23 protein-coding genes and 1 tRNA gene are annotated in these 25,150 nt (G+C 69.0%); 7 read left to right on the top strand and 17 right to left on the bottom strand.

Annotated features, from left to right (window positions below):
- Positions 1 to 35: 35 nt before the first annotated feature.
- A tRNA-Pro gene (locus ACT9AS_RS06895) sits at positions 36 to 112 on the top strand.
- Positions 113 to 191: 79 nt separating this feature from the next.
- On the opposite strand, the gene ACT9AS_RS06890 is transcribed toward ACT9AS_RS06895, so the two are convergent.
- The 11 genes from ACT9AS_RS06890 to ACT9AS_RS06840 form a co-directional block, all read right to left on the bottom strand.
- A complete protein-coding gene (locus tag ACT9AS_RS06890; RefSeq protein WP_445099374.1) occupies positions 192 to 1,547 on the bottom strand; it encodes a glutamate-5-semialdehyde dehydrogenase in 1,356 nt (451 codons plus the stop codon).
- Positions 1,547 to 2,689, bottom strand: a complete 1,143-nt coding sequence (proB, locus tag ACT9AS_RS06885; RefSeq protein WP_445099373.1) for a glutamate 5-kinase — start codon at positions 2,687 to 2,689, stop codon at positions 1,547 to 1,549. The genes ACT9AS_RS06890 and proB (ACT9AS_RS06885) overlap by 1 nt, the downstream gene beginning before the upstream one ends.
- 277 nt (positions 2,690 to 2,966) lie before the next feature.
- Positions 2,967 to 4,172, bottom strand: a complete 1,206-nt coding sequence (gene proB, locus ACT9AS_RS06880) for a glutamate 5-kinase (RefSeq protein ID WP_445099372.1) — start codon at positions 4,170 to 4,172, stop codon at positions 2,967 to 2,969.
- A 48-nt stretch (positions 4,173 to 4,220) separates the two neighbouring features.
- Entirely contained in the window at positions 4,221 to 5,543 is a 1,323-nt protein-coding gene (gene argH, locus ACT9AS_RS06875; protein WP_445099371.1) for an argininosuccinate lyase, read from the bottom strand.
- A gap of 99 nt (positions 5,544 to 5,642) precedes the next feature.
- Positions 5,643 to 6,635, bottom strand: coding sequence for an N-acetyl-gamma-glutamyl-phosphate reductase (gene argC, locus ACT9AS_RS06870; RefSeq protein WP_445099370.1), 993 nt, complete (start codon positions 6,633 to 6,635; stop codon positions 5,643 to 5,645).
- Positions 6,628 to 7,221 carry a GNAT family N-acetyltransferase gene (locus ACT9AS_RS06865; protein ID WP_445099369.1) on the bottom strand — a complete coding sequence of 198 codons (594 nt, stop codon included), beginning with the start codon at positions 7,219 to 7,221 and terminating at the stop codon, positions 6,628 to 6,630. The genes argC and ACT9AS_RS06865 overlap by 8 nt, the downstream gene beginning before the upstream one ends.
- The gene (locus ACT9AS_RS06860; RefSeq protein WP_445099368.1) at positions 7,218 to 8,564 is read right to left on the bottom strand and encodes an acetylglutamate kinase; all 1,347 of its coding nucleotides are present in this window, start codon (positions 8,562 to 8,564) and stop codon (positions 7,218 to 7,220) included. The genes ACT9AS_RS06865 and ACT9AS_RS06860 overlap by 4 nt, the downstream gene beginning before the upstream one ends.
- A gap of 67 nt (positions 8,565 to 8,631) precedes the next feature.
- The gene (locus ACT9AS_RS06855; protein WP_445099367.1) at positions 8,632 to 9,756 is read right to left on the bottom strand and encodes an acetylornithine deacetylase; all 1,125 of its coding nucleotides are present in this window, start codon (positions 9,754 to 9,756) and stop codon (positions 8,632 to 8,634) included.
- Entirely contained in the window at positions 9,753 to 10,949 is a 1,197-nt protein-coding gene (locus ACT9AS_RS06850) for an argininosuccinate synthase (protein ID WP_445099366.1), read from the bottom strand. The genes ACT9AS_RS06855 and ACT9AS_RS06850 overlap by 4 nt, the downstream gene beginning before the upstream one ends.
- Positions 10,950 to 11,175: 226 nt before the next feature.
- Positions 11,176 to 12,186 carry an N-acetylornithine carbamoyltransferase gene (locus tag ACT9AS_RS06845; RefSeq protein WP_445099365.1) on the bottom strand — a complete coding sequence of 337 codons (1,011 nt, stop codon included), beginning with the start codon at positions 12,184 to 12,186 and terminating at the stop codon, positions 11,176 to 11,178.
- Between the two features lie 269 nt (positions 12,187 to 12,455).
- Positions 12,456 to 12,902 (bottom strand): hypothetical protein, encoded by a 447-nt coding sequence (locus tag ACT9AS_RS06840; RefSeq protein WP_445099364.1) that lies wholly within the window; start codon positions 12,900 to 12,902, stop codon positions 12,456 to 12,458.
- 150 nt (positions 12,903 to 13,052) lie between these two features.
- Between ACT9AS_RS06840 and cysS the strand changes: the two genes are divergently transcribed.
- From cysS to ACT9AS_RS06825, 3 genes are all read left to right on the top strand, one after another.
- Entirely contained in the window at positions 13,053 to 14,420 is a 1,368-nt protein-coding gene (cysS, locus tag ACT9AS_RS06835; protein ID WP_445099363.1) for a cysteine--tRNA ligase, read from the top strand.
- Positions 14,421 to 14,487: 67 nt separating this feature from the next.
- Entirely contained in the window at positions 14,488 to 14,925 is a 438-nt protein-coding gene (locus ACT9AS_RS06830; RefSeq protein ID WP_445099362.1) for a SufE family protein, read from the top strand.
- 8 nt (positions 14,926 to 14,933) lie between these two features.
- Complete coding sequence (locus tag ACT9AS_RS06825) at positions 14,934 to 16,172, top strand: MFS transporter (RefSeq protein ID WP_445099788.1); 1,239 nt, start codon at positions 14,934 to 14,936, stop codon at positions 16,170 to 16,172.
- A 159-nt stretch (positions 16,173 to 16,331) separates the two neighbouring features.
- On the opposite strand, the gene dksA is transcribed toward ACT9AS_RS06825, so the two are convergent.
- Positions 16,332 to 17,375, bottom strand: a complete 1,044-nt coding sequence (gene dksA / locus ACT9AS_RS06820) for an RNA polymerase-binding protein DksA (protein WP_445099361.1) — start codon at positions 17,373 to 17,375, stop codon at positions 16,332 to 16,334.
- A 143-nt stretch (positions 17,376 to 17,518) separates the two neighbouring features.
- On the opposite strand from dksA, the gene yidD reads away from it, so the two are divergent.
- From yidD to ACT9AS_RS06805, 3 genes are all read left to right on the top strand, one after another.
- Positions 17,519 to 17,800 (top strand): membrane protein insertion efficiency factor YidD, encoded by a 282-nt coding sequence (yidD, locus tag ACT9AS_RS06815; RefSeq protein ID WP_445099360.1) that lies wholly within the window; start codon positions 17,519 to 17,521, stop codon positions 17,798 to 17,800.
- Positions 17,801 to 17,843: 43 nt separating this feature from the next.
- Complete coding sequence (locus ACT9AS_RS06810) at positions 17,844 to 19,196, top strand: dihydroorotase (RefSeq protein ID WP_445099359.1); 1,353 nt, start codon at positions 17,844 to 17,846, stop codon at positions 19,194 to 19,196.
- Positions 19,197 to 19,285: 89 nt separating this feature from the next.
- Positions 19,286 to 20,089, top strand: coding sequence for a peptidoglycan DD-metalloendopeptidase family protein (locus ACT9AS_RS06805; RefSeq protein WP_445099787.1), 804 nt, complete (start codon positions 19,286 to 19,288; stop codon positions 20,087 to 20,089).
- A 21-nt stretch (positions 20,090 to 20,110) separates the two neighbouring features.
- Here the strand turns inward: ACT9AS_RS06805 and ACT9AS_RS06800 are convergent, their stop codons facing one another.
- The 5 genes from ACT9AS_RS06800 to ubiG all read right to left on the bottom strand — a co-directional run bounded on the left by ACT9AS_RS06800 (position 20,111) and on the right by ubiG (position 25,145).
- A complete protein-coding gene (locus ACT9AS_RS06800; protein ID WP_445099358.1) occupies positions 20,111 to 21,775 on the bottom strand; it encodes a diguanylate cyclase in 1,665 nt (554 codons plus the stop codon).
- Positions 21,776 to 21,911: 136 nt separating this feature from the next.
- On the bottom strand, positions 21,912 to 22,841 hold the full coding sequence (gene folE2, locus ACT9AS_RS06795) for a GTP cyclohydrolase FolE2 (protein WP_445099357.1): 930 nt from the start codon (positions 22,839 to 22,841) through the stop codon (positions 21,912 to 21,914).
- A 120-nt stretch (positions 22,842 to 22,961) separates the two neighbouring features.
- The gene (locus ACT9AS_RS06790; protein ID WP_445099356.1) at positions 22,962 to 23,747 is read right to left on the bottom strand and encodes a phytoene/squalene synthase family protein; all 786 of its coding nucleotides are present in this window, start codon (positions 23,745 to 23,747) and stop codon (positions 22,962 to 22,964) included.
- On the bottom strand, positions 23,740 to 24,417 hold the full coding sequence (locus ACT9AS_RS06785; RefSeq protein WP_445099355.1) for a phosphoglycolate phosphatase: 678 nt from the start codon (positions 24,415 to 24,417) through the stop codon (positions 23,740 to 23,742). The genes ACT9AS_RS06790 and ACT9AS_RS06785 overlap by 8 nt, the downstream gene beginning before the upstream one ends.
- Positions 24,414 to 25,145 carry a bifunctional 2-polyprenyl-6-hydroxyphenol methylase/3-demethylubiquinol 3-O-methyltransferase UbiG gene (gene ubiG / locus ACT9AS_RS06780; protein WP_445099354.1) on the bottom strand — a complete coding sequence of 244 codons (732 nt, stop codon included), beginning with the start codon at positions 25,143 to 25,145 and terminating at the stop codon, positions 24,414 to 24,416. The genes ACT9AS_RS06785 and ubiG overlap by 4 nt, the downstream gene beginning before the upstream one ends.
- Positions 25,146 to 25,150 lie beyond the last annotated feature (5 nt).

Genomic DNA, 25,150 nt, shown 5'->3' with positions numbered 1-25,150 from the left:
CCCGCGGCACTGTCTAAAATGCGCGGCTCTGCTGTCGGGGTGTAGCTCAGCCTGGTAGAGCGCTACGTTCGGGACGTAGAAGTCGCAGGTTCGAATCCTGTCTCCCCGACCAATCAAATCAAGCAGATAGCAAAAAACCGGCCGAGGCCGGTTTTTTTGTGTCCGGTTTCCGGCCCCGTCCGGGCCGCGCATTACCCCGCTGCGGCGACCCTGGCCACGTCCGGATGCCGCGCCTGCCCCTCGCCGCGCACCACGTAGCGCTCGATCGTCAACGACTCCAGCCCCATCGGCCCGTAGGCGTGCAGCCGCGTGGTCGAGATGCCGATCTCGGCGCCCAGGCCGAGCGCACCGCCGTCGTTGAAGCGCGACGAGGCGTTGACGACCACGGCGGAGCTGCGGATTTCGCGGATGAAGCGGTCGATCGCGGCGCGGTCCGTGCTGACGATCACCTCGGTGTGGTCGGAGGTGTAGCGATGGATATGGGCGATCGCGTCATCGATGCCGTCGACCACGCGCACCGCGAGGATCGGCGCAAGGAACTCGGCGTCGTAGTCGTCGTCGGTGGCGGGGATCGCGTCGGGGAACAGTGCCCGGGTGCGCTCGCAACCGCGGATCTCGGCGCCGCGCGCGACGAGCTCCGCCAGCGCGCCCGGCAGCCACTGGTCAGCGATGTCGGCATGCACCAGCATCGTCTCCAGCGCATTGCACACGCCGGGACGCGACAGCTTGCCGTCGATCGCCAGCTTCAACGCCAGGTCGAGGTCGGCGGCGCGGTCGACATACAGGTGGCAGACGCCCTTGTAGTGCTTGATCACCGGCACCCGCGCGTGTTCGGCGACGAAGCGGATGAGCTTTTCGCCGCCGCGCGGGATCGCCAGGTCGATCAGGTCCGACAGCTGCAGCAGTTCCAGCACGTGTTCGCGCGCGGTGTCCTCGATCAGCGATACCGCCTCGGCCGGCAGGCCCTGACCGCGCAACGCACGGTGCAGGCAGGCGGCGATCGCGATGTTGCTGTCGCGCGCCTCCGAGCCGCCACGCAGCAGCACCGCGTTGCCGGCGCGCAGGCACAACGCGGCGGCATCGGCGGTCACGTTGGGACGGGCCTCGTAGATCATCGCGATCAGGCCGAGCGGGATGCGGACCTTCTCGACCTGCAGGCCGTTGGGGCGCACGTCGCTGCGGGTGACCTGGCCGACCGGATCGGGCAGCTCGGCGACCTCGCGGATCGCGATGACGATGCCGGCGACGCGGTCGGCATCGAGCTTGAGCCGGTCGAGCATCGCGCCAGTGGTGCCGGCATCGGTGGCACGCTGCATGTCGGCGGCATTGGCCGCGAGGATGTCGTCGCGACCGGCCGCCACGGCATCGGCCATGGCCTGCATCAGCGCCGCACGCTGCGCGCTGTCGAGCGCGGCGATGACCTGCGAGGCCTCGCGGGCGCGTTCGGCCAGGCCGCGGACGTAGCCGCCCGCGTTCGAGCCGGTGTTCGTCGAGCCGGCCTTCGTCGAGGCGGTCGTGGTCGATGCGGTGGTGGTGGCGTCATTCATCAGCAGGTCTCCATGAACAGTTCGGGGGTCGGCGCGGCCGCGGCGGCGCTCAGCAGCACCATGTCCTCGCGGCGGATCACCGAATGGCAGTTGTTGAAGCCGAGTACGCCCTCGATCTCGCTGCTGTGGCGTCCCGCGATGCGCTGCAGGTCGGTCGACTGGTACTGGACGAGGCCGCGGGCGAGTCGGCGATAGCCTTCGGCCGGCAACACGTCGACCATCGCATCGCGGTTGAAGTCGCCTTCGACCGAGACCACGCCGCCGGGCAACAGCGAGGCGCCCTGCTCGGACAGCGCCGCGGCCGCGCCGGCATCGATCCGGATCGCTCCGCCGCTTGGCGGGGTATGCCGCAGCCACATCTTGCGCGCGACCAGGCGGTCGCCGTGGGCGGGGATGAAGGTGCCGTGCAGGCGGTCGTCGGCGAGCGCCGCGATGGTGTCGGCGTCGTGGCCGCAGAACAGCGCGGTGTCGATGCCGGCCGCGGCGGTCTTGGTGGCCGCTTCCAGCTTGGTGTACATGCCACCCGTGCCGAGCGAGCCGGCCCCGCCCTGCGCCATCAGCATGGTTTCGGGCGTGATCTCCTCGACCCGCGGTACAGGCCGCGCGTCGGGGTCGTTGGCGGGATGGCCGGTGTACAGGCCTTCGGTGTCGGTGGCGATCAGCAGCACGTCGGCATCGACCAGGCTGGCGACCACGGCGGCCAGGTTGTCGTTGTCGCCCAGCTTCAGTTCATCGATGGCGACGGTGTCGTTCTCGTTGACGATCGGCAGCGCGCCGATCCGCAACAGCTCGCGCAGGGTCGCGCGGGCATTGAGGTAGCGCCTGCGATTGCGCAGGTCATCGTGGCTCAGCAGTACCTGCGCGACCGGCTGCTCGACCAGCCCCTGCCACAGCGCGAGCATCGGGGTCTGGCCGACCGCCGCCAGCGCCTGGCGCTGGGTGAAGCCCCGGCCGCTGCGGGCGAGCAGGCCGCGCCCGGCCGCCACCGCGCCGGACGACACCAGCAACACCTCGCGGCCCTGGTCGTGGAAGCGCGCGATCATGTTGGCCAGCGCGGCGGCGTTGCGTTTGCCCAGGCCGCCCTTGCCATCGGTCAGCAGGCTGCTGCCGACCTTGAGCACGGCGCGCTGCCAGGACGGCATCGGTTGTGAAGGAAAAACAGGTGTCATTGGCTGCGTCGGCCCCCATGGTTGGTGTGCGTGGACCACGCCGCAGGCGTGGCTGGCACAGCCATTCCCGGGCGCGTGCAAGCAGCGGTCGTGCCCGTGGATGACAGGCTGGACAACAAGCCGGGAATGTCTGCCTGCGATGCGCCGTTGGCGCTTGCGCGGGATATTTCGCGATGGCGGAAATATGCGCTGCAGGACGGCGGCGTTACCTGGAACCAACGCCGAAAGCTGTACTCGACAGCGCACCACCCTAACATTTGCGGGCTTGCGGCTCCACCGCGGCATTCATGCTGGAGTTGGAAGACGACACCTGCGAGCGGACGGCGGCGGCACTGGCCAGCAGCACCATGTCGTCGCGATGGATCACCGATTCGCCATGGTAGAAACCGAGCACGGCCTCGATCGCCCGGCTGTGGCAACCGGTGATGCGACGCAGGTCGGCGGACTGGTACTGGACGAGGCCGCGGGCGACTCGCCGGGACCCACGATCGGCCAGCACGTCGACCATCGCCGCGCGGCTGAAATCGCCTTCGACCGACACCATGCCACCCGGCAGCAACGAGGCGCCGTGTTCGAGCAGCGCCCGCGCCGCGCCATCGTCGATGCGGATCACGCCGCCGCTGGGCGGGGTGTGGCGCAACCACATCTTGCGCGCGACCAGCCGCTCGCCGTGCGCGGGGATGAAGGTGCCGTGCAGGCGACCGTCGGCCAGTGCCGAGATGGTCGCGCCGTCATGGCCGCAGAACAGGACGGTGTCGATCCCGGCCGCCGCGGCCTTGGTCGCCGCTTCGAGCTTGGTGTGCATGCCGCCGGTGCCGAGCGCGCCCGCCCCGCCCCGCGCCATCCGCATGGTCTCGGGCGTGATGTGCTCGATACGCGGAACCGGCACCGCATCGGGGTCGTGGCTGGGGTTGCCGGTGTAGAGCCCGGCGATATCGGTGGCGATCAGCAGGATGTCGGCATCGATCAGGCTGGCGACCGCAGCGGCCAGGTTGTCGTTGTCGCCGAGCTTCAGTTCATCGATGGCGACCGTGTCGTTCTCGTTGACCACCGGCAGTGCGCCGATCCGCAGCAGCTCGCGCAGGGTCGCGCGGGTGTTGAGGTAGCGACGGCGGTTGCACAGGTCGTCATGGCTCAACAGCACCTGCGCCACCGGTTGCTCGACCAGCCCCTGCCACAACGCCAGCATCGGGGTCTGGCCGATGGCGGCCAATGCCTGTCGCTGGGCAAGCCCCGGTCCGCGGCTGGCCAGCAGGCCGCGGCCGGCGGCGACCGCACCGGACGACACCAGCAATACTTCGCGGCCCTGGTCGCGGAAGCGCGAGATCATGTTGGCGAGCGCGACGGCGTTGCGCTTGGCCAGGCCGCCCTTGCCGTCGGACAGCAAGCTGCTGCCCACCTTGACCACGGCGCGTTTCCAGGGCGGCATCGACTGTGCGGGGAATGGCGATGTCATGGGCTCGGTATCCTTGCTCTTGTGGCTCTTCCTGGGCCGCCCGGAGTTTCAGGTGCGGCTTGATGTTTCCGTCGACCGGTCGCCGGCGAGCGCCGCAAGACGCCCTCGCAGCACCCCGAGTCGCAGGTCGCCTGCCGCGCCCGGCGAGACGCGTGCGGCGAGGCTGTCCATGGGGTCGCCTTCGGCCCAACGCGCGGGGTCGGCGGCCTGCCGGTAGGCATCGCGGAACGGCATGCCATCGCGCGCGAGATCGATCGCGAGATCGGTCGCGTACATGGACGGCTCCAGCGCGGCGCGCATCGCCTCGGGCTTCCACTCCAGGTTGCGCAGCAGCTCCGGCAGCAGTTCCAGTGCGCCGAGCCCGCGGCCGAACGCATGGAAAATCGCGCCCTTGGAGAACTGCAGGTCGCGGTGGTAGCCCGACGGCAGCGACAGCAACTGCTCGATCTCGGCGCGGCCGGCCGCGACGCTGGCGTAGCTGGCGCGCATCAGTTCGATGACGTCGGGGTTGCGCTTGTTCGGCATGATCGAGCTGCCGGTGGTGTATTGCGCAGGCAGCGCGACGTAGCCGAATTCGGCGCTGGTGAACAGGCTCAGGTCCCAGGCGAGCCGGCGCAGGTCCAGCATCGCGCTCGACAGCGCCTCGATCGCGGCCAGCTCGAACTTGCCGCGCGACAGCTGCGCGTAGGTGGCCGAGACCTGCATCCGGCCGAACCCGAGCGCCTGGGTGGTGTGGTCGCGGTCGAGCGGCAGGTTGACGCCGTAGCCCGCCGCGCTACCGAGCGGGTTGGCATCGACCCAGGCGAGGGTGTCACGGGCGCGCGCCGCGTCATCGATGAACGCCTCGGCCCATGCCGACCACCACATGCCGGCCGAGGACACCACGGCGCGCTGCAGGTGGGTGTACCCCGGCAATGGCAACGACGCCTCCGCCTCCGTGCGGTCGAGCGCGACGGCGGCCGCCTGGCGACACGATGCCAGCAACCGTGTGAGCCGGTCCTTCAGCCAAAGCCGGGTCGCGACCAGCACCTGGTCGTTGCGGCTGCGACCGGTGTGGATCCTGCGCCCGGCGTCGCCGAGGCGTTCGACCAGCCGCGCCTCGATCGCCGAGTGGCCGTCCTCGTAGCGGTCGTCGAGGACGAACTCGCCGGCCGTGAAGTCCCGGGCCAGGGCGTCGAGTTCGCGGACGATGCCGGCCAGCTCGTCGGCGTCGAGGATGCCGATGCGCTGCAGGCCCTCGGCATGCGCGGCGCTGGCCTGGATGTCGAACAGGAAGAACTCGCGGTCGAGGATCACGTCGTCGCCGGCGCAGAACTGCTGGATGCGCGCGTCGAGCTTGACGCCGGGTTTCTGCCAGAGAAGGTCGGTCATCTGTGTGTTTCCTGTTGGAGCATTGGAATGCGTGGAACCCTGTAGGAGCGACGTGAGTCGCGAATGCGCGGAGTCCCGGGATCGCCGTGCGGTCGCGACTTACGTCGCTCCTACATCGGAGGGTGTCGGCAGCGGGATTCCGGTCAGCTCGTGCAGACCGAACGCGCGATTGAGGTTCTGCAGCGCCTGTGTCGCGGCGCCCTTGAGCAGGTTGTCCTCGGTGGCGACCACGACCAGGCGCCGGCCGTCCTCCGACAGGGTGAAGCCGCCAAGTTCCACATGGTGCCGGCCGGCGATCGCACTCACCCACGGCGCCGCGTCGAGCACGCGGACCAGCGGCTCGTCGGCATAGCGGTCGCGGTAGCGCGCCTGCACTTCGCCGATGGTGAACGGCCGCGCGAGGTGCAGGTTCGCGGTGACGGTGATCCCGCGGAAATGCGGCGCCACGTGCGGCATGAACTCGATCGCATGGCCAAGCCGCGACGACACCTCGCGCTCATGCACGTGCCCGGTCAGCGCGTACGGCATCAGGTTGTCGCGCAGCTTGTCCGGATCGTTCCGGTCCGATGGCGTGGTGCCGGCGCCCGAATATCCAGATACACCGAAGCACTGCACCGCGCCTTCAAGCACGTCGAGCATCGGCGCGATCGCCAGTTGCATCGCGGTGGCGTAGCAACCGGGGTTGCTGATGCGGCGCTGGCCGGCGTAGGTGCCACGCGTCAGTTCCGGCAGGCCGTAGTACCAGTCGCCATCGAAGCGGTAGTCGGCGGACAGGTCGATGATCACCGGGCCGTCGTCTGCGCCCGCCCCGGCGGCATCGTACGCATCCACGCACAGCGCGGCCTTGCCGTTCGGCATCGCCAGCACGACCGCATCGGCGCCCAGGCCCGGCAACTGCTCATGGCCCGGCGCGCTGAAGCGCAGGGAACCGGTGTAGGCGTCGCTGTGGTCGGCGAGGCGCTGTCCGTCGAGTTCGCGCGATGACACGAACGCCAGTTCGAAGCGCGGATGTCCGGCAATCAGCCGGATCAGCTCGGCACCGGTATGTCCGCGCGCTCCGACGATGCCGATTGAAATCGGTGGTTCAATCATGCTCTCGCTCCAGTTTTGCCTGCAGGTGCCGCTTCACCGCCGGCCACTCGCTCTCGACAATGGAGTACGTCACGGTGTCGCGAATGCTGCCGTCGGCATGGCGCAGATGGTTGCGGATCACCCCGTCGCACTTGGCGCCCAGCCGCTCGATCGCGTTGCGCGAGCGGTGGTTGAACCAACTGGTCTGGAACCCGACCGCTATGCAGCCCATGGCTTCGAACGCATGCGCGAGCAGCAATCGCTTGGCCTCGGTATTGAGGCCGGTGCGCTGCACCCGGCGCGCATACCAGGTGTAGCCGATCTGCAGCCGCGGGGTGGACGGGTCGAGATCGTAATAGCGCGTGGTGCCGACGACCTCGCCGTCCGGGGCACTGACGACGAAGGACAACGCCTCGCCCGGGGCCTGCATCTCCAGCGCCGATTCGACGTACGCGGCAACCGCGTCCGGCGCGGGCACGCTGGTGTACCAATGCTGCGCGAGCACCTCGTCGGTAGCCGCCTGCAAGCCGGCGACATGCCTTCGGTCCAGCGGCTCAAGCCGAACGTGCCGGCCGGCCAGCACCGGTGGAACAGTCCACATGCTCATGCGGCCTCCAGTGGTTCGAGCAGGGTCGGCGCGCGGTCACGGCAGTGGACGACGCAGCGCGCGACCTCGTCGAAATCCTCCAGCCCGTACCAGAACACCTTCCATTGCTGCTGTTTGCAGTGACCGTCGGATTCGGCGTAGTAGAACGCGTTGACCGGATTGCCATGGCGCGAGCGCCAGAACAGCCGCGGGTTCTGTTCGCGCATCACCTGCCAGACCGCGCGGCCAAGGCCTTCGCCCTGCGCCTCGTCGAGCACGGCGAACTTGTCCAGGTAGGCGTGGCCATCGACCTCGATGAGGATCACCGCGGCGCGGTAGTTCTCACTCACGTACGCGCGATGCAGCGCGGTGCGTTCGAAGTAGTCCGGCGCCAGTCGCCGCCCGAACGCGGACTCGATCAGCGCGCGCAGGCGCGACAGGTCCAGCGCGTCCCAGTCATCGGCCTGCAGCACCCGCTCGCCCCGCCGCACCAGCGTGCCGGAGCCCTTGTGGGTGAACAGTTCCTTGGCCAGCTCGGCCGGCTTGGTGATCGATACCGACGACGACAGGGGCAACCGGTCGAGCAGCTGCTTGATCTGCTCGATCTTGACCCGCATGCCGCCGTTGACCCACGGCTGCGTGAGCAGATGGTCGTACTCGGTCGACAGGTTGATCGAGTCGATCACCCTTCCCTGCTCGTCGAGCAGGCCACCGGTGCCGGTCAGGAACACGATCTTGTAGGGCTGCAGCACTTGCACCAGTTCATTGGCGGCGAAGTCGGCGTTGATGTTGACGATCTGCCCGCCGACGGTTTCCCCGAGGCTGGCGATCACCGGGATCGAGCCGGCCTGCAGGCTGGCCTGGATCGGCGCCAGGTCGACCCGCTTGACCTCGCCCACCAGGCCATAGGTGCCGCGATCTAGATAGTCGGCCTCGAACACGCCCGACACGATCGAGGTCGCGCGCGCATCGCCATGCTGCAGCGCCTCGACCAGTTTCAGGTTCTGGCTGTGGAACACCCGGCGCACCACCGCCAGCGCCTCCGGCGAAGTGATGCGCAGGCCGTTGATGGTCTGCTTCTCGATGCCGGCGGCGGCCATCGCCTCGTCCAGTTGCGGGCCGGCGCCGTGGACGACGATCGGGGTCAGGCCGACGTCCTGCAGGAACGCCAGCGACGAGGTCAGCGCATCGAGGTCGTCGCGCAGCACCGCGCCGCCGACCTTGACCACCGCGAAGCGCGCCGCGTCCAGCTGCGAGAAGCGCTTGAGGTACTGGCTGATCTCCTTGGCGCTGGCCATGCTGGAAAGCAGCCGCACGATGGTCTGGCGCGTCTGGATGTCGTGGCTGTTGGGAAGAATGGTCATCGGCCAGGGCGTTGTAGTTGCACTTGTAGGAGCGACGTAAGTCGCGAACGCGAAAGAAATCGTGGTGTCAGCGGATCGCGACGTTCGCCGCGCCCCCAACGGAGCCACCGAGAATGCGCGCCACCGACTCCCCATAGCGCTGCAACTGCTCCAGCGCCACCCACTCGTCAGCCGTATGCGCCTGCGCGATGTCGCCCGGCCCGTAGACGATCGCGGTCAGGCCGGCGGCGGAAAACAGCGAGGCCTCGGTCCAGAAATCGACCGCGTTGCCGATCGGCAGGTCCAGCGCCTCGGCGAGGTCGCGCGCTTCCAGCCGGCGTTCCTCGGCCGTCGCGATATCCCCGGAGGGCAGCGGCGGTCCACGGAAGGTTTCCTCGTAGCGCTCGACCGCGCCGGCCTCGACCAGGGTGCCGAAACGCGCATGCAACTCGTCGATCGACATCGACGGCAGCGGCCGGAAACCGAACCGGACCTCGGCGCTCGGCGCGATCATGTTGGCCTTGATCCCACCCTCGACCTTGCCGATGTTGAAACGCAGGCCGGTCAGGCCGCCGAAGCGCTGGTGCGACTCGTCCTCGACCAGGTCCAGCGCGCGATCGCCCCAGCGCATCGCCTGGTGCAACGCGCTGGCCTCCATCGCGTTGGCGCCGGAAGCATGGCCGGCGCTGCCGCGGAACCGCATCAGCACCGAGCTGATGCCGCGGTGGGCGAGCACCGCCTCGCATCGGGTGGGCTCGGCCACGATCGCCTCGGTGAAACCGTGCGCACGCGCCAGGAACACCGGGATGCAACGGGCGTCGTTGGCCTCCTCGTCGGTACTGAACAGGAATGCGGCGTCGCCCGTGGTGGTCGCCGCGGCAGCCAGCAGGCCGGCCGCCGCACCCTTGATGTCGCAGGCACCGAGGCCGATCGCGCGATCTTCCTCGACACGCAGCACGTGCGGGTCGGCCGTCCATGCCTTCGAGTCCGGCACCGTATCCAGGTGCACGTTGAACACCCGGCGCGGGTTGCCGCGAACGGCCAGCATCGACACCGCGCCGGCGCCGTGGTCGGTGACCTCGACCCGGAAGCCGGGCAGCTGCGCGCGCAGGTAGTCGAACATTCCGCCGGTGCCGATCCGGCGCGGCGGGTTGCGGGTATCGAAGGACACCAGCGCTTCGAGGTGGCGGAGGATGACGGGCAGCATGGTCATGTCCGGTTGACCTCCGCCCACAGCGTGCTGCTCATGCCGAACAGCTTGATGAACCCTTCCGCCTCGGCGACGCCCCAGTCGGCGGCCTGCGCGTAGGTCGCGCCCTTGGCGTTGAGGATGTGCGGCGACTCGATCGCGACCGCGTTGACGATGCCGCCGTGGGTTTCCAGCAGCACCTCGCCGTTGACGGTCGCCTGGCTGGAGGCAAGGAACGCTTCCAGGTCGGTCTTCAGCGGGTCATGGAAGAAGCCCTCGTAAACCAGTTCCACCCACTTGCGCGCGACGTCGGGCTTGAAGCGGTTTTGCTGCTTGCTCAGCACCGCCTCCTCCAGTGCGCGGTGGGCGACCAGCAGCGCCGCCAGCCCGGGTGCCTCGAAGATGATCCGGCCCTTCAGGCCGATCGTGGTGTCGCCGGTGTAGAGTCCGCGGCCGACGCCGTATTCCGCGAACAGGCCGTTGAGCTTCGCCAGCAACGCGTGCCCGGCGATCCGCTCGCCATCGAGCGAGACCGCCTCGCCATTCTCGAATCCGAGTTTCACCCGCAGCGGTTGCGCCGGCCATTCGGCGCGAGGCTTGCACCAGCCGGTCGCGCCTTCGCCGGGCGCCTGCCAGCGATCGATCTCGCCGCCCGACATGGTCAGGCCCAACAGGTTTTCGTTGATGGTGTAGGCCTGCTGCTTGGCCCGTACGCCAAAACCGCGCTGTTCCAGATACGCCTGCTCGTAGGCGCGCACTTCGGTGTGCTCTTTCTGGATCTCGCGGATCGGCGCGACGATCTCGTAGTCGCCGAGTGCCTTGACCGCCAGGTCGAAGCGGACCTGGTCATTGCCCATGCCGGTGCAGCCGTGCGCGATCGCGCGGGTGCCGAGTTCGGCGGCACGCTTGAGCGCGGCCTCCACGATCAGGTAGCGGTCCGACACCAGCAGCGGGTACTGGCCCTGGTAGCCCTCGCCCGCCCATACGAACGGCTTGACGAAGCCCGACCAGATCGCCGGGCCGCCGTCGATGGTCACGTGGCTGGCGACGCCCAATTCGGCGGCGCGCTGCTCGATGAAGGCGCGCTCCTCGTCGTCGACCCCGCCGGTATCGGCGAACACGGTGTGCACGGCCCAGCCGCGCTCCTGCAGGTAGGGCACGCAGAAGCTGGTGTCGAGGCCGCCGGAAAAGGCGAGGACGATGTTCTTGTCGGTCATGTCGGGTCTCGTGGGTTTTTTGGCTCCCTCTCCCGCTTGCGGGAGAGGGCTGGGGTGAGGGCAGGCGAAACGGGCTTGCGTGGAATCGGCGGTGTGTCGCGTGCCCTCATCCGCCCTTCGGGCACCTTCTCCCGCTAGCGGGAGAAGGAAAACAAAACACGCCTCCCGCTGGCGGGAGAAGGAAAAACAAAACACGCCTCCCGCTAGCGGGAGAAGGAAAAAGCAGTTACCGGGCGGTCAACGCGGCCATGATCGCCTTCTGCACGTGCAGGCGGTTCCCGGCCTCCTCGATCGCGATGCAGCGCGGGGAATCCATCACCGCGTCCGTTGCCTTGACGTTGCGGCGCAGCGGCAGGCAGTGGCTGAAGACGGCGTCGTTGGTCAACGCCATCTTCCGCTCGTCGACGATGAAGTGCCTGTACTGGTCGCGGATCGGCTTTTCCGGTGCCCAGTTGCCGAAGTACGGCAACGCGCCCCAGCTCTTGGCATAGACCACGTCGGCGCCGGCGTAGGCGCTGTCGATGTCGTGGCTGACCGCGAGCGAGCCGCCGCTTTCGCCGACGTTCGCCTCGGCCCAGCCCATGTAACGCTCGTCCAGCACGTACTCCGGGGTCGGGCACAGCAGGGTCACGTCCATGCCCATGCGGGTGGCGATCGTCAGCGCGGAATTGGCGACTGCGGTGTTGAGCGGCTTCGGGTGGTAGGTCCAGGTCAGCACGAACTTCTTCCCCCGCAGGTCGGTGGTGCCGAAGTGCTCCTGCAACGCCATCGCGTGGGCCAGTTCCTGGCACGGGTGGGTGATCGTCTCCATGTTGATCACCGGCACCGGCGAGTACTTCGCGAATGCCTTGAGCACGCGGTCCTCGCGATCGACCGCCCAGTCGACGAACTTCGGGAACGCGCGCACCCCGATCAGGTCGACATAACGGCCCAGCACCCGCGCGACCTCGGCCACGTGCTCCTCGGCCTCCCCGTCCATGACCGTGCCCAGCTCGAATTCGATCGGCCAAGCGTCCTTGCCCGGCTGCAGCACCACGGCGTGGCCGCCGAGCTGGAACGCACCCAGCTCGAAACTGGTACGGGTGCGCATCGACGGGTTGAAGAACACCAGCGCGATCGACTTTCCACGCAACTGGTCGCCAAGCTTGTCGCGCTTGAACGCCGCGGCCTGCGCCAGCAGCGCGTCGAGGTCGGGGCGGGACCAGTCCTGGGTATTGAGGAAGTGCTTGATGGACATCGTCGGGGTTCCGGGAGGGTGGATTTGCCGGGCCAGAACGCAAAAAAGCCCAGCTCGGAGGCTGGGCTTTTCGTGTGTCACGCACCTGTCGCGTGCGTGCGAGCGCTACCCAGCCGGATTGGGGGGTTGCGGTCGACGCGCGCGCGAGGTCATCCCCGCCGCCATGTAGGCGGAGGTCAGGATGTCGGCGTCGGCGCGGAACTGGGTCATCAGGGAACGGATGCTCGCACGTGGCGGGCGCCACGGCAAATGATTATCGGCAATGTCGCTCAATGGCTGCGCGACCCGGTGACCACCGGGGTCACCCCGATCCGGATGCGCAGGCGGTTGCCGGGGTCGTCGGGCAGGCGCGAACGGTACTTCGAGCCCTTGTAGACGTAGTCGACGTCGTAGGCGATCGGCCGGTGGAACTCGCGCTCCACGGGCACGGCCACGCAGTTTTCCGGCACTTCCTCGGGTTTGCGGCTCAAAGCGTCCTTGACCGCGCCGACCACCCGCGACAGCCCCGACGCCTCCTCTTCCGGACGCGGCGACTGGTCGCAGCGCTGCTCGACGCTGGTCGCGGTCAGGGTCTGGTAGACCGGGGTCACGCGGAGCACCTGGGCGTAGGCGAAGCGGACGTTCTCGGCCTGGATCACCGTGGTTTCCTGCGCCATCGCCGGGAATGCCCACAGGGCAGACAGCATCAACGGCAGCGACAGGGCGAGGCGGGTCATCAAATCGGAGGCTCGGCAGGCGTATCGACGAAGTGTATGCGGGCGGCGGGTGGATGGGCTGAATCCTCGCTGTCGTGCCCCCGCAGGCCGCGGCGCCCGCCGCGGTGTGCGGCGGGCCGCTAGAATGTCGCAAACCCTCGCAACGCCCCCATGAGCCTGCATCTATACAACAGCCTGACCCGCCGGGTCGAAACCTTCGTCCCCGCCGATCCGGCCCGCGTGACCATGTATGTCTGCGGCCCGACCGTCTACAACTACGTGCACATCGGCAACGCCCGCGGGCCGGTGGTTTTCGGGGTACTGGCCGAGCTGCTGCGCCGGCGCTTCGGCGCCCTCGCCTACGCCCGCAACATCACCGACGTCGACGACAAGATCAATGCCGCCGCCCGCGAACAGGGGGTGCCGATCACGGCGATCACCGACCGCTTCGCCGCCGCCTACCGCGAGGACATGGCGGCGCTGGGCATCACGCCGCCGGACATCGAGCCGGAGGCGACCGGCCATATCGGCGAGATCATCGCGATGATCGAGCGCCTCATCGACTCCGGCCACGCCTACGCGGCCGAGGGCCACGTGCTGTTCTCGGTCGCCAGTTTCGATGGCTACGGCAAGCTGTCGCGGCGCGATACCGAGGACATGCTGGCCGGCGCCCGGGTCGACGTGGCGCCGTACAAGCGCGACCCCGGCGATTTCGTGCTGTGGAAGCCGTCGACCGACGACCTGCCCGGCTGGGATTCGCCGTGGGGTCGCGGTCGCCCGGGCTGGCACATCGAGTGCTCGGCAATGGCCGCCGCGCACCTGGGCGAGACCATCGACATCCATGCCGGCGGCGTCGACCTGCAGTTCCCGCACCACGAGAACGAGATCGCCCAGAGTGAATGCGCCCACGGCGGCAAGCCGTTCGCGCGCTGGTGGCTGCACAACGGCATGCTCAATTTCGGCGGCGCCAAGATGTCCAAGTCGCTGGGCAACATCGAGAAGGTGCACGACCTGGTGCGCAAGCATCCGCCGGAAGCCCTGCGCTACGCGCTGCTGTCGGCGCACTACCGGCAGCCGCTGGACTGGTCGGACGCGTTGATCGAGCAGAGCGTGCGAACCCTGGACCGGCTGTACGGAACCCTGCGCGACCTGGCCGATGTCGACGCCAGCGCCGTCATCCCGGGCGCCATCGAAACGATTCTCGACGACGACCTCAACACGCCGCAGGCGCTGGCCGAGATCGCCCGGATCGGTGGCGAGGCGCGCAAGGCCGACTCGGTTGCGGACAAGGCCCGGCTCAAGGCCGAACTGCTCGGCGCCGGCCTGGCGCTGGGACTGTTGCAGCAGGACCCGGCGACCTGGTTCGCCCGCGGCGCCGGCAGCGGCGACGACGCGCGGATCCAGGCACTGGTCGACGAGCGCCACGCCGCCAAGCAAGCCCGCGATTTCACCCGCGCCGATGCGATCCGCGAGCAACTCGCCGCTGACGGCATCCTGCTGGAAGACACGCCGGCGGGTGTACGTTGGAAACGCGCGTAGGAGCGCCCTCATCCCGGCCTTCTCCCGCAAGCGGGAGAAGGGGCCAGAAGCAACGAAGAGTGATGCAGTGACTGATACCCCGTTCCCGCTTGAACCCACCGCCGCCGAGGCGCAGGCCGCGATCCGCGAGGAGTTCGCGTTCTTCAGCGACTGGTCGGAGCGCTACCAGTACCTGATCGACCTCGGCCGCAAGCTGCCCGACCTGCCGGCGGAGTGGAAGACCGAAGAGCACCGCCTGCACGGGTGCCAGTCGATGGTCTGGATCGTCGCCGAAGGTGACGCCGGCAAACTCGACTTCCACGCGATCAGCGACTCGGCGATCGTCTCCGGCCTGGTCTACCTCGCACTGCGCGTCTATTCCGGCCGCAGCGCTGCCGAGATCGCCGATACCGACGCCGACTACATCGCCGACATCGGCTTGGCCAAACACCTCTCGCCGACCCGCAGCAACGGCTTGGCGGCGCTGCTGGCATTCATCCGCGACCAGGCCCGAAACCGCCTGTGAGCGCGCCGATGCCGGGCGTCCGGGTGCTGTTGCGCAACCCGGGGTTCATCGCCCTGCTGACTTACCGGCTGCTGTCGATGTTCTCCGCGCAGATCGTCGCGGTGACGGTCGGCTGGCACATCTACCAGCTCACCGCCGACCCGTTCGCGCTCGGCCTGGTCGGCCTGGCCGAGGTGGGGCCCTACATCGCATGCGCCCTGTTCGCGGGATATGCGGTGGACCACCTGCCGCGGCGCAAGGTCGGGATGGTGGCGTGCCTCGGGCTGGGCGGGACGACGTTGATCCTCGCCGCGGTTGCCGCCGGACTGCTGCCGGCGGGCGTCGGCGGCATGCAGGCCTTCACCATCTATGCCGCGATCGCGTTGAACGGCGTGGTCCGGGCATTCCTCAGCCCGGTCTACATGTCGCTGTTCGCGCGCGTGCTCAAGCGCGACGAGTATGTCCGCGGCTCCAGCATCGGTGCGGCCGTGATGCAGACCGGGATGGTGCTGGGGCCTGCGTTGGGCGGATTGCTGATCGCCGCCATCGGCACCACCGCGACCTATCTGGTCGCGGCGGCATTCGCGGGGATCGCGGCGGCGGTCGTCGTCGCCCTGCAGGTCACCGAACCACCCCTGCCGCTGCAGCGCGAGCCCGTGTTCAAGAGCATCGGCGAGGGGCTGCGCTTCGTCCGCAATACCCAGGTCGTGTTCGGCGCACTGGCGCTGGACATGTTTGCGGTGCTGTTCGGTGGCGCGGTGGCGATGCTGCCCGCATTCGTCAGCGACATATTCGAGGCCGGGCCGGATGCACTCGGCCTGCTGCGCGCGGCGCCCGCTGCCGGTGCGGTGCTGATGAGCCTGTGGCTTGCGCGCCACCCACCGCAACGCCACGCCGGGCCGCTGCTGTTCGGCGCCGTCGGCGCGTTCGGCCTGTGCATCGTCGGCTTCGGCCTGTCGCAATGGATGTGGCTGTCGGCGGCGATGCTGCTGCTGTCGGGTGCGTTCGACAGCATCTCGGTGGTGATCCGCTCGACCATCGTGCAACTGGCCACGCCGGACCACATGCGCGGACGGGTCGCGTCGATCAACGGCATATTCATCGGTTCTTCCAACGAGCTGGGCGCGTTCGAATCGGGCGTCGCCGCGCGCCTGCTGGGGCTGGTGCCGTCGGTTGTGTTCGGCGGGTTCATGACGCTGGCGACGGTGGGCATCACCGCGAAGCTGACGCCGAAGTTGCGGCGGCTCGACCTGCGCGACCTCGATTGACACTCCGGTTTCTGTAGGAGCGACGTGAGTCGCGACCTGTACATCCTCTCAAGCGCTCGGCGGGTCGCGACTTACGTCGCTCCTACAAGGGCCGTAACCTGGCCATGAAAAACCCCGCGAGTGACCGCGGGGTTTTCAGGGGTGCGACCGCAGCGACGATCAGTCGCCCATCTGGCGCTGCAGGTGCTCCCAGCGCTCCTGCGCGTCGATCGTACGCTCGGCGGTGAGGCGCGCCTCGAGGCGCTCCAGGCCGATGTCCTCGCCGGTGTCCACGCAGAAACCGTAGTCACCGCTGTCGACCCGCTTCAGCGTGCTGTCGATCTTGCTGATCAGCTTGCGGTAGCGGTCACGGGTACGCAGCTCAAGCGAGTTCTCGGTCTCGCGGGTCGCGCGCTCGGCCTCGTCGCCGACGTCACGCACTTCTTCCTTGAGGTTCTCGATCGTCTGCTTGGACTCCTCGACCAGGTCCTCGCGCCACTTCAGCAGGCGCTGGCGGAAATATTCCAGTTGCAACGGGCTCATGTATTCCTCGTCCGGGCCCGGCTTGTAACCAGCGGGAACGATCGGACGACCACCTTTTTCTGTCTTGTACGGCACGACTTTTACTTTTCCTCGCGGTGCGGGTGCTTGCGGCTTGGCCGCGACTGCGACGGCAACCTTGCCGATCGGTCGCTTGGCCGGAGCCGAAGCGGGCTTGCCGACGGCGGGCTTCTGCGAAGCCGGTGCCTTGGCAGCCTTGGTTAGGGATGAAGTTGCGGGGGAAGAAGCCGGCGCCTTGGCAGCCGTCTTCCTGACCGGGGATTTCTTGGACGCGGCCTTGGCCACGGTCGACTTTGAAGCCGCCTTGGCTGGCGCAGCCGCTTTCCGGACCGGCGCGGTCTTTTTGGGAGCCGCCTTCTGGACGGTCTTCGCGGCCGGCTTCGCGGTGGCGACCTTCTTCGCGGGAGCCTTCTTTGCCGGAGCCTTCTTGACCGGGGCCTTCTTCGCGGCTGCCTTGCCCGCGGCAACCTTCTTGGCCGCCGGCTTCTTCGCAACCGACTTGGCGGCCACGGCCGGCTTTTTCGCGACCGGCTTTTTGGCAACCGCCTTGCGCGCCGCCGGCTTGCCGGCAACGGGCTTCTTCGCAGCGGCCCCCTTGGCGGCCGGCTTGACGGTCTTCTTGATGGCCTTGCTGGCCTTCTTGGCGGTTTTCTTGGCTGCCACGGTCGGCGTATCCTTTTTTCATTCCCTTGTGACGGGAAAGCGCGCTGTTATACCCTGCCCGGACACTTGCAGCAACCGCGACGGCAAACGTCCGCTAGGTTTCACGCGGGTCTGCCGGGCCGCCTGCCCCGACCCAGGCCGGAATGTGCACGAGCGCGCCACATCCAACGTCCCATCATGGCGCATCTTCCCTTCAAGGAACCGTGATCGACCGTCTGCTCATCGCCCTGCTGCGCGGCTACAAGCGCTGGATCAGCCCGCTGCTTGGGCCGCGCTGCCGTTTCCATCCGACCTGTTCCGAGTATGCCATGCAGGCGGTGGCGCGTTTTGGCGCGATCAAGGGCAGCTGGCTGGCGCTCCGGCGGATCCTGCGCTGCCACCCCCTCCACCCCGGCGGCCACGACCCGGTCCCGCCGGCCTCGTGATCCGTGCCAACCTGACGCCCGGAATCTTCGAAAAGGACCCCTGATGACCTCTGCCCCCACCCTTATCGTCAACGCCCGCCTGGTCAACGAGGGGCGCGAGTTCGACGGCGACCTGCGCTTCGAGGACGGCCGTATCACCGCCATCGGCAGCGGCCTGTCCGCGCGCGCCAACGAGACCGTGGTCGACGCCGCCGGCCGCCGGCTGCTGCCGGGCATGATCGACGACCAGGTCCACTTCCGCGAGCCGGGGATGGAATACAAGGCCGACATGGCGATCGAGTCCGGCGCCGCGGTCGCCGGCGGCCTGACCAGCTTCATGGACATGCCCAACACCAGCCCGCCGACACTGGATGCCGAAGCGCTGGAGAACAAGTACCAGCGCGCCGCCGGCCGGGTGCGCGGCAACTACGGCTTCTACATGGGGACCAGCACGTCCAACCTGGAGCACATCCAGCGACTCGATCCGCTGACCGCACCGGGCGTGAAGGTGTTCATGGGCGCCTCCACCGGCAACATGCTGGTCGACGACCCGGTGGTGCTCGACGCGGTGTTCCGAGACGTGCCGACGCCGATCATCACCCACTGCGAAGACACCCCGATGATCGAGGCCAACACCGCGCGCTACAAGGCGCAGTACGGCGACGACATCCCGGCCGAGTGCCACCCCGACATCCGCTCGCGCGAGGCCTGCCAGAAGTCGACCGAACTGGCGATCTCGCTGGCGCGCAAACACGGCACCCGCCTGCACGTGCTGCACATCTCCACCGCCGACGAGCTGGCGCTGTTCGAAGCCGGCCCGCTGATCCGTGCCGACGGCAGCCGCAAGCAGATCACCGCCGAGACCTGCATCCATTTCCTGCGTTTCGACCGCAGCGACTACGCCGCGCTTGGCCACCTGATCAAGTGCAATCCGGCGATCAAGGACGCCAGCGACCGCGAGGCACTGGTCCGCGCCGTCGCCGGCGACGTGATCGACGTGCTCGCCACCGACCACGCCCCGCACCTGCTGGAAGAGAAGCAGAACCCGTATACGAAGGCGCCGAGCGGCCTGCCGCTGGTGCAGTACGCGCTCAACGCCGCGCTGGAGCTGGTCCACGAAGGCCACCTGACCACCGCCCAGGTGGTGCAGAAGTTCGCCCACGCACCGGCGCAATTGTTCGACGTCAAAAACCGCGGTTTCCTGCGCGAAGGCTACGCCGCCGACCTGGTGCTGATCGACGACACCCCGTTGACCGTGCGCCGCGAAGACGTGCTGTCGAAATGCGGCTGGTCGCCGTTCGAAGGCCGCACCTTCCACTCGCGCATCGCCTCGACCTGGGTCAACGGCCAGCTGGCGTGGGACGGCACCCGGCTGGTCGGCGCGCCCAACGGCCAGCGGCTGGAGTTCGATCGTTGAGAACCGTGCTGGTCGCTGCCGGCATCGGCTTGCTGACAGCCTGCGCCGGCACCGCATCCCTTCCTGCCCGGGCCGCTCCCGCGCCGCAGGTGGGTGGAGCCGGACCGGCCACTCCGGCGCCCGCGGTGGATCGACGCATCATCTTTCCCGCCTCGGTCCAGCAGGGTGCGCTGGTGATCGGCAAGGTCCCTGCCGGAAGCCGCGTTTCCTACGCCGGGCGCGATCTCAAGGTCACGCCCTACGGAACGGTCGCCTTCGGCGTGGCCCGCACCGAGGCCGGCCCGGTCAGTGTCGAGGTCACCCGGCCGGACGGCAGCCGGGAAACCGCGAGCATCGCGGTCACCGCGCGTGACTGGCCGGTCGAACGGGTCAATGGCGTGCCCGGCAAGACCGTCGATCCGCCGCCGGCGATCGCCCGGCGCATCGCCCGCGAGCAGGCCGCGGTAACCGCCGCGCGGACCCGTGACGACGCGCGCACCGGGTTCGCGCAGGATTTCATCTGGCCGGTCCGGGGCCGGATCAGCGGCCGCTTCGGCAACCAGCGCGTCTACAACGGCACGCCGGGCTCGGCGCATTCGGGCATGGACATCGCGGCCGCCAGTGGCACCCCGGTCAAGGCGCCCGCCGATGGTGTGGTGACCTTCGCCGACGATCTGTACCTGACCGGCGGCACGATCCTGCTCGACCACGGGCATGGGGTGAGCTCCAACTTCCTGCACCTGTCCCGCATGGACGTGGCGGTCGGCGACAGCGTCGAACAGGGCGAAGTCATCGGCCGGGTGGGCGCGACCGGGCGCGCGACCGGCCCGCACCTGCACTGGGGCATGAACTGGCTGACGGTGCGGATCGATCCGCTGCTGATGATCGAGGCGTCGGACGCGGCGCAGCCCTGATCCGGACCGGGCGGGCCGGTGTCAGGCCATCGCCAGACCACCGCGGCTGTGCGCGGTGACGCGGTCGCGGCCGGCCGACTTGCTCGAATACAGCGCGGCATCGGCGCGTTCGAGCAGTTGTTCGGCGGTCTCGCCCTCGCCCAGTTGCGCGACCCCGAGGCTCAGGCTCGCGTCGAACAGGTGGCCATCGATCGAGAGCGGCCGGCAATTGACGGCCGAGCGCAGGTTTTCCGCGACGCCCAAGGCCTCGCCCAGGCGGGTATCGGGGAGCAGCACGAGGATCTCGTCGCCACCCCAGCGGCCAAACAGGTCGTAGGTGCGCAGGCGGTTGCGCGTGCGCAGCGCGATGATCTTCAGGCAACTGTCGCCGACCCGATGGCCAAAGTCGTCGTTGATCCGCTTGAACCGGTCGATGTCGAAGAACACCACCGACAACGGCATGCCGGTGCGATGCGAGTCGGCGACGCCGGCCTTCAGGCGCTCCTCGATCGCCGGTCGCGACATCGCCCCGGTCAACGCATCGAATGTCGCCAGCCGGCTGGCGCGGTCGCGGTCGCGGCGCAGCTGCTGCAGGGTGTCGCCGAGGCCGATCATGATCACCAGCCCGGACAGCACGAACGCCGCCGGGAACGCATAACCCACCCAGGTCGACGCCGGCCACAGGCCGGACAGCTCGCCCACCCGCAGGAACAGCAGGCCGATCATCGGCAACCACGACAGCAGCACGAAGTACGCGGCGCGCTGCCGTTGCAGGCACCCGATGAGGCTCGCCACCAGGACCACCACGGCGGCGACCAGCAGGATCGAGTTGGCGACCACCGCCACCCAGCCCATCGTTCCCACCAGCGATACCAGCACGAGCAGCAGCAACGCCGCCCCGCAGCCCACCAGCACCCGCAGCGTGCGCGGCTGCCGGGCCCGCAGGTCGAGGTAGTGGATCAGGAATACCAGGCTGCACAGCGCACCCAACAGCCCCAGCAGCAGCGGGATCCTCGGGTCGTTCTGGATAAGCGTCGCGACGCCGGGCAGCATCCGCACCTCGCCGCCGGTGGTCGCAAAGAACGCGGCCTGCGCCAGCAGGGTCAGCAGAAGGTAGGCGTAACTGCGTTCACCGATACCCAGCCAGAACCCGAGCGCCAGCAACGCCAGCAGCAGCAGGCTGACCAGGATCATGGTGCGCCATGCGACGTGGAGCAGGTCGGCGCGATGCACTTGCGCCAGCGACTCGATCGAGACCGGCATCGGCGCTGTCGAGGGGGAATGCACGCGCAGCCACAACGAGGCGCCGGCTTCGAGTCCGTCGTCCAGCGGGATCACCAGCGCGCGGGTGGAATACCCCGGGTCGGCATCCGGCCCCATGATCGATCGCCGGATCGGCATCGGGTGACCCGGCGTCCAGGCTTCCACCCGGGCCAAGTGCGGTGACTGCAGGACCAGTTGCGGCCGCGATTCCGCCGGCACCGCGCGATCGACCGTGATGCGCCACCAGCGGGGCGCGCGGTCGCGCTCGCGGATCACGGCGCCCGGCTGGGTGATGAAGTCGCTGGCGAAGTCACCGGCAACGACGCGTGCCGGCACCGGATCGGAGGCCAGCCGCGCCACGGCGACCTCGGCAAGCGTCGCGGGCGGCGGAGCGGCCCACGAAATCGATGGCAGCGCCGCGATCGAGGCGAGCGCAAGCAGCACGGCATGCGCGCTCGCAGTAATCCATCGACGCAGGGGTGTCCCCATACCCATCCCGGTCTTGCAGCCGCTGAAGCATAGCGCGAAGCCGGCGAGCGGGGGCAATGCCGCCCCCCTCGGGCGAGGGATGCCGAAATCGTCAGCCGTTGGCGCCGGTACCGCTCACCCGCGCCACCGCATCGTGCGCGTGCAGGCTTTCGAAGTGCGCGACCTCGGCATCGAAACGCTCGATCCGCGGATCGGCCGAGAGCGCGGCCGCAACCCGCCGCGAGGCGTCCTCGCAGAACATCAGGTTGGCCGCGTTGAGGCGCGCGAAGGCCTGCTCGTCCTCGCGCTTGACCGCGGTCTGCACCGGGGTCGCGAGCACCGTCTCCAGGGCGTCGATCAATGCGGTGAGCGGCAGTTCATCGAATGCGGGGCGCAACTGGACGCGGACATCGGCGCGGCTGCGCTGGGCGTGCGGGGTCGCAGCCAGGCCACGCTCGGACGCCAGCCATTCGTGGACCGCACTGGACAGCGGCCGCGCATCGGCGAAATCCTCGGCGAAACGGTCGGCATTGAGCTGTCGCGACAGCGCCGCCGAGGCCGGGCAGGTGCTGGAATATTCGACCGAGAAGCGCAGCGCGACCTGCAGGTGGCCATCGACCAGACTGGCGTCGATCTCGACCGGGTAACGCTTCCAGCCGGCATTGGCGCTGGCCAGCGCCGGGCGCAGCAACATCTGCTCGTAGCGCAGGACCAGCCGTGCGGCGGTCGACAGCCCGGCCTGGGTCTCGACCAGGGTCTGCAGCACCCGGCGCAGGCCGGCGGGGGTCACCGTCTCGCTGGCGAACGCGGTCTGCAGCTCGAGGTACAGCCGCGACATGTGGATGCCGCGGGCGTCGGCGTCGACCAGGTTGACCGAGACATCGACCGAGGCGGCGACCTGGATGGGCTCACCGCCGGCCGTCGCGACCCGCAACGGCAGGGCGATGTTGGACATGCCGACCCAGTCCAGCGGCCGCGCCATGGCGGCGGCATCGGAGGCTACATCGGGCAGGCGGCGGGGGGCGTTGGGATTCGTGGTCACGTGGGAAGAAATGGGGGCGTCGCGGGGAGTTGCAACGCCGCCATTCTACCGGCCAGGGCCGGTGCAGCCGGCTGTACGGCTGGAACGCTGCATCGCGGGAACCCGTGCCGCCGTTGCGCGTCAGCGGCGGGCGGCGCGCCAGGCCGTCAGCAACGCCTTCCAGGCGGCCTGCGGGCGGGCCGGATCGGCCTGGCCCAGCCGGGCACGCGCCAATGCCAGCCAGATCCGGCGCGGTCGCGTCCCCGGGCGACCGGGCGGCCATTGCCGATGCAGTTGCGCGGCCCAGACCGGTCGCGGATCGGCGTCGCCGGCACGCGCGAGCACGGCCAACGGCACCCCTGCGGCGGAATCCGCCTCCGCCTGGCCGTCCGCCTTGAGCATCCTCGACTGCAGCAGGCCCGCCGCGACCCGCCGCACCTCGGCCGGATCGACCGGTGTATCGGTGGATTCGCCGAAAAGTCCCGCATCGATCCGCGCCACCGCCTCGGCGAACGGGGCCACCGCGGCGAACGCCTCGTCGACGCTGGCCGGCCGCTCGCGGCTTGCGCGCAGCGATGGCAGGGACGCGGCCAACATCGCCCAAGCGGCCGGACGGCGCTGCAACACGGTGCCGAGCGGATGGCGACGTGCGCCCCTGCCCCACCCCGCCAGCTCCTCCTGCCACCAGCCCAGCTTGGCCTCGCCCGGACGCGGGTCGTTGCCGCCCCACGCAGCATCGGTCAGCTCCTGCTGCAGCGTCGCCCAGGCGAGCGCGGCCTCGCGCTGCGCGGCGGGAACGAACACCTCGGCCACCGTCCATTCCGCCCAGCGCACGCGCCACTTGTCGATGAAGTCGGCCAGCGCATCGCCACCGGCATCCGGCCGCGCCGTCGCGGCCCGATCGTCGGGAGCCAGCGGGTCAAGCATTGCACGCGGGCCATGCGGCCGCTTCGCACAACTGCGCGGGCTGCTCGATCATCACGTCGCCCTGCCATGCCGCCGGGTCGTCGCTGGACAGCCGGTAGCCCCACAGCGCCACCACCGACGGCATGCCGGCGGCGCGCGCGGCGACGATGTCGCGCTCGTCATCGCCGACATAGATGCAATCGCCCGGGGCGACGCCGATGCGCTCGGCGGCCACCAGTAACGGTAGCGGATCGGGCTTGCGCGCCGCGAGGGTGTCGCCACCGATCAGCACGGCGCAGCGGTCCTGCCAGCCCAGCATCGGCACCAGCGCCGCGGCCAGGTATTCGGGCTTGTTGGTGACGATGCCCCAGATGCAGCCGGACGCCTCCAGCGCGGCCAGCATCGCCTCGACACCTTCGAACGGCGCGCAATGGCGACCCAGCTCGGCCTGGTAGTGGTCGAGGAACGACGGGATCCAGCTGTCGCGCTCGGCGGCATCGACCTCCGGGAACGCCGCCGCGACCATCGCCCGCGCGCCCTTGGAGACATGTGGTCGCAGCTCGGCCAGCAACATCGGCGGCATGCCGCGGGCGGCACGCGCGTTGTTTATCGCGGCAAGCAGGTCGGGCGCGCTGTCGAGCAGGGTGCCGTCGAGATCGAACAGCACGGCCCTGGGGAACGGACGGCTCATCCCGCCTGCCCCGGTTTGCGCGCACACGCGAGATAGTTGACGTCGGTCCGGCCGATGATCCGGGCCGTGTTGCGCCACGGCTCGTACATCAGCCCGCTGACGTCGTCCAGTTGCAGGCCGGCGGCACGCAACCAGGCCGCCAGTTCCGACGGCTTGATGAAGTCGCGGTACTGGTGGGTGCCCTTGGGCAGCAGGCGGGCGACGTACTCGGCACCGACCACCGCCAGCGCGAACGCGGCCGGAGTGCGGTTGAGGGTCGACACGAACAGCTGGCCGCCCGGTTTCAGCAGCGCCGCGCAGGCGTCGATGATCGACCCCGGGTCGGGCACGTGCTCCAGCATTTCCATGCAGGTGACGACGTCGAAACTCCCCGGGCGCTCCAGCGCCAGCGACTCGACCGACTGCAGCCGGTAATCGACCTCGACGCCGCTTTCCAGCCGATGCAGCCTGGCGACCTTGACCAACTCGGGCGCCAGGTCCAGCGCGGTAACCCGGGCGCCCGCGGTCGCCAGCGCCTCGCTCAGCAACCCGCCACCGCAGCCGACATCGAGCGCCTCGGCGCCCGCCAGCGACGCCCGGCTGGCGACGTAGCCCAGCCGCGCGGGATTCAGCGCGTGCAATGCCTTCTGCGGACCCGCCGGGTCCCACCAGCGCTGCGCGAGCGCGCCGAACTTGTCGAGTTCGGACTGGCTGAAATTGTCGTCGGGCGCGTTGGCGGCTTGGTTCATGTCGT

This window comes from Lysobacter sp. F60174L2 (assembly GCF_052547135.1).
The sequence above is the reverse complement of the archived record's forward strand: the minus strand, read 5'-3'. Positions and strand labels throughout refer to the sequence as shown.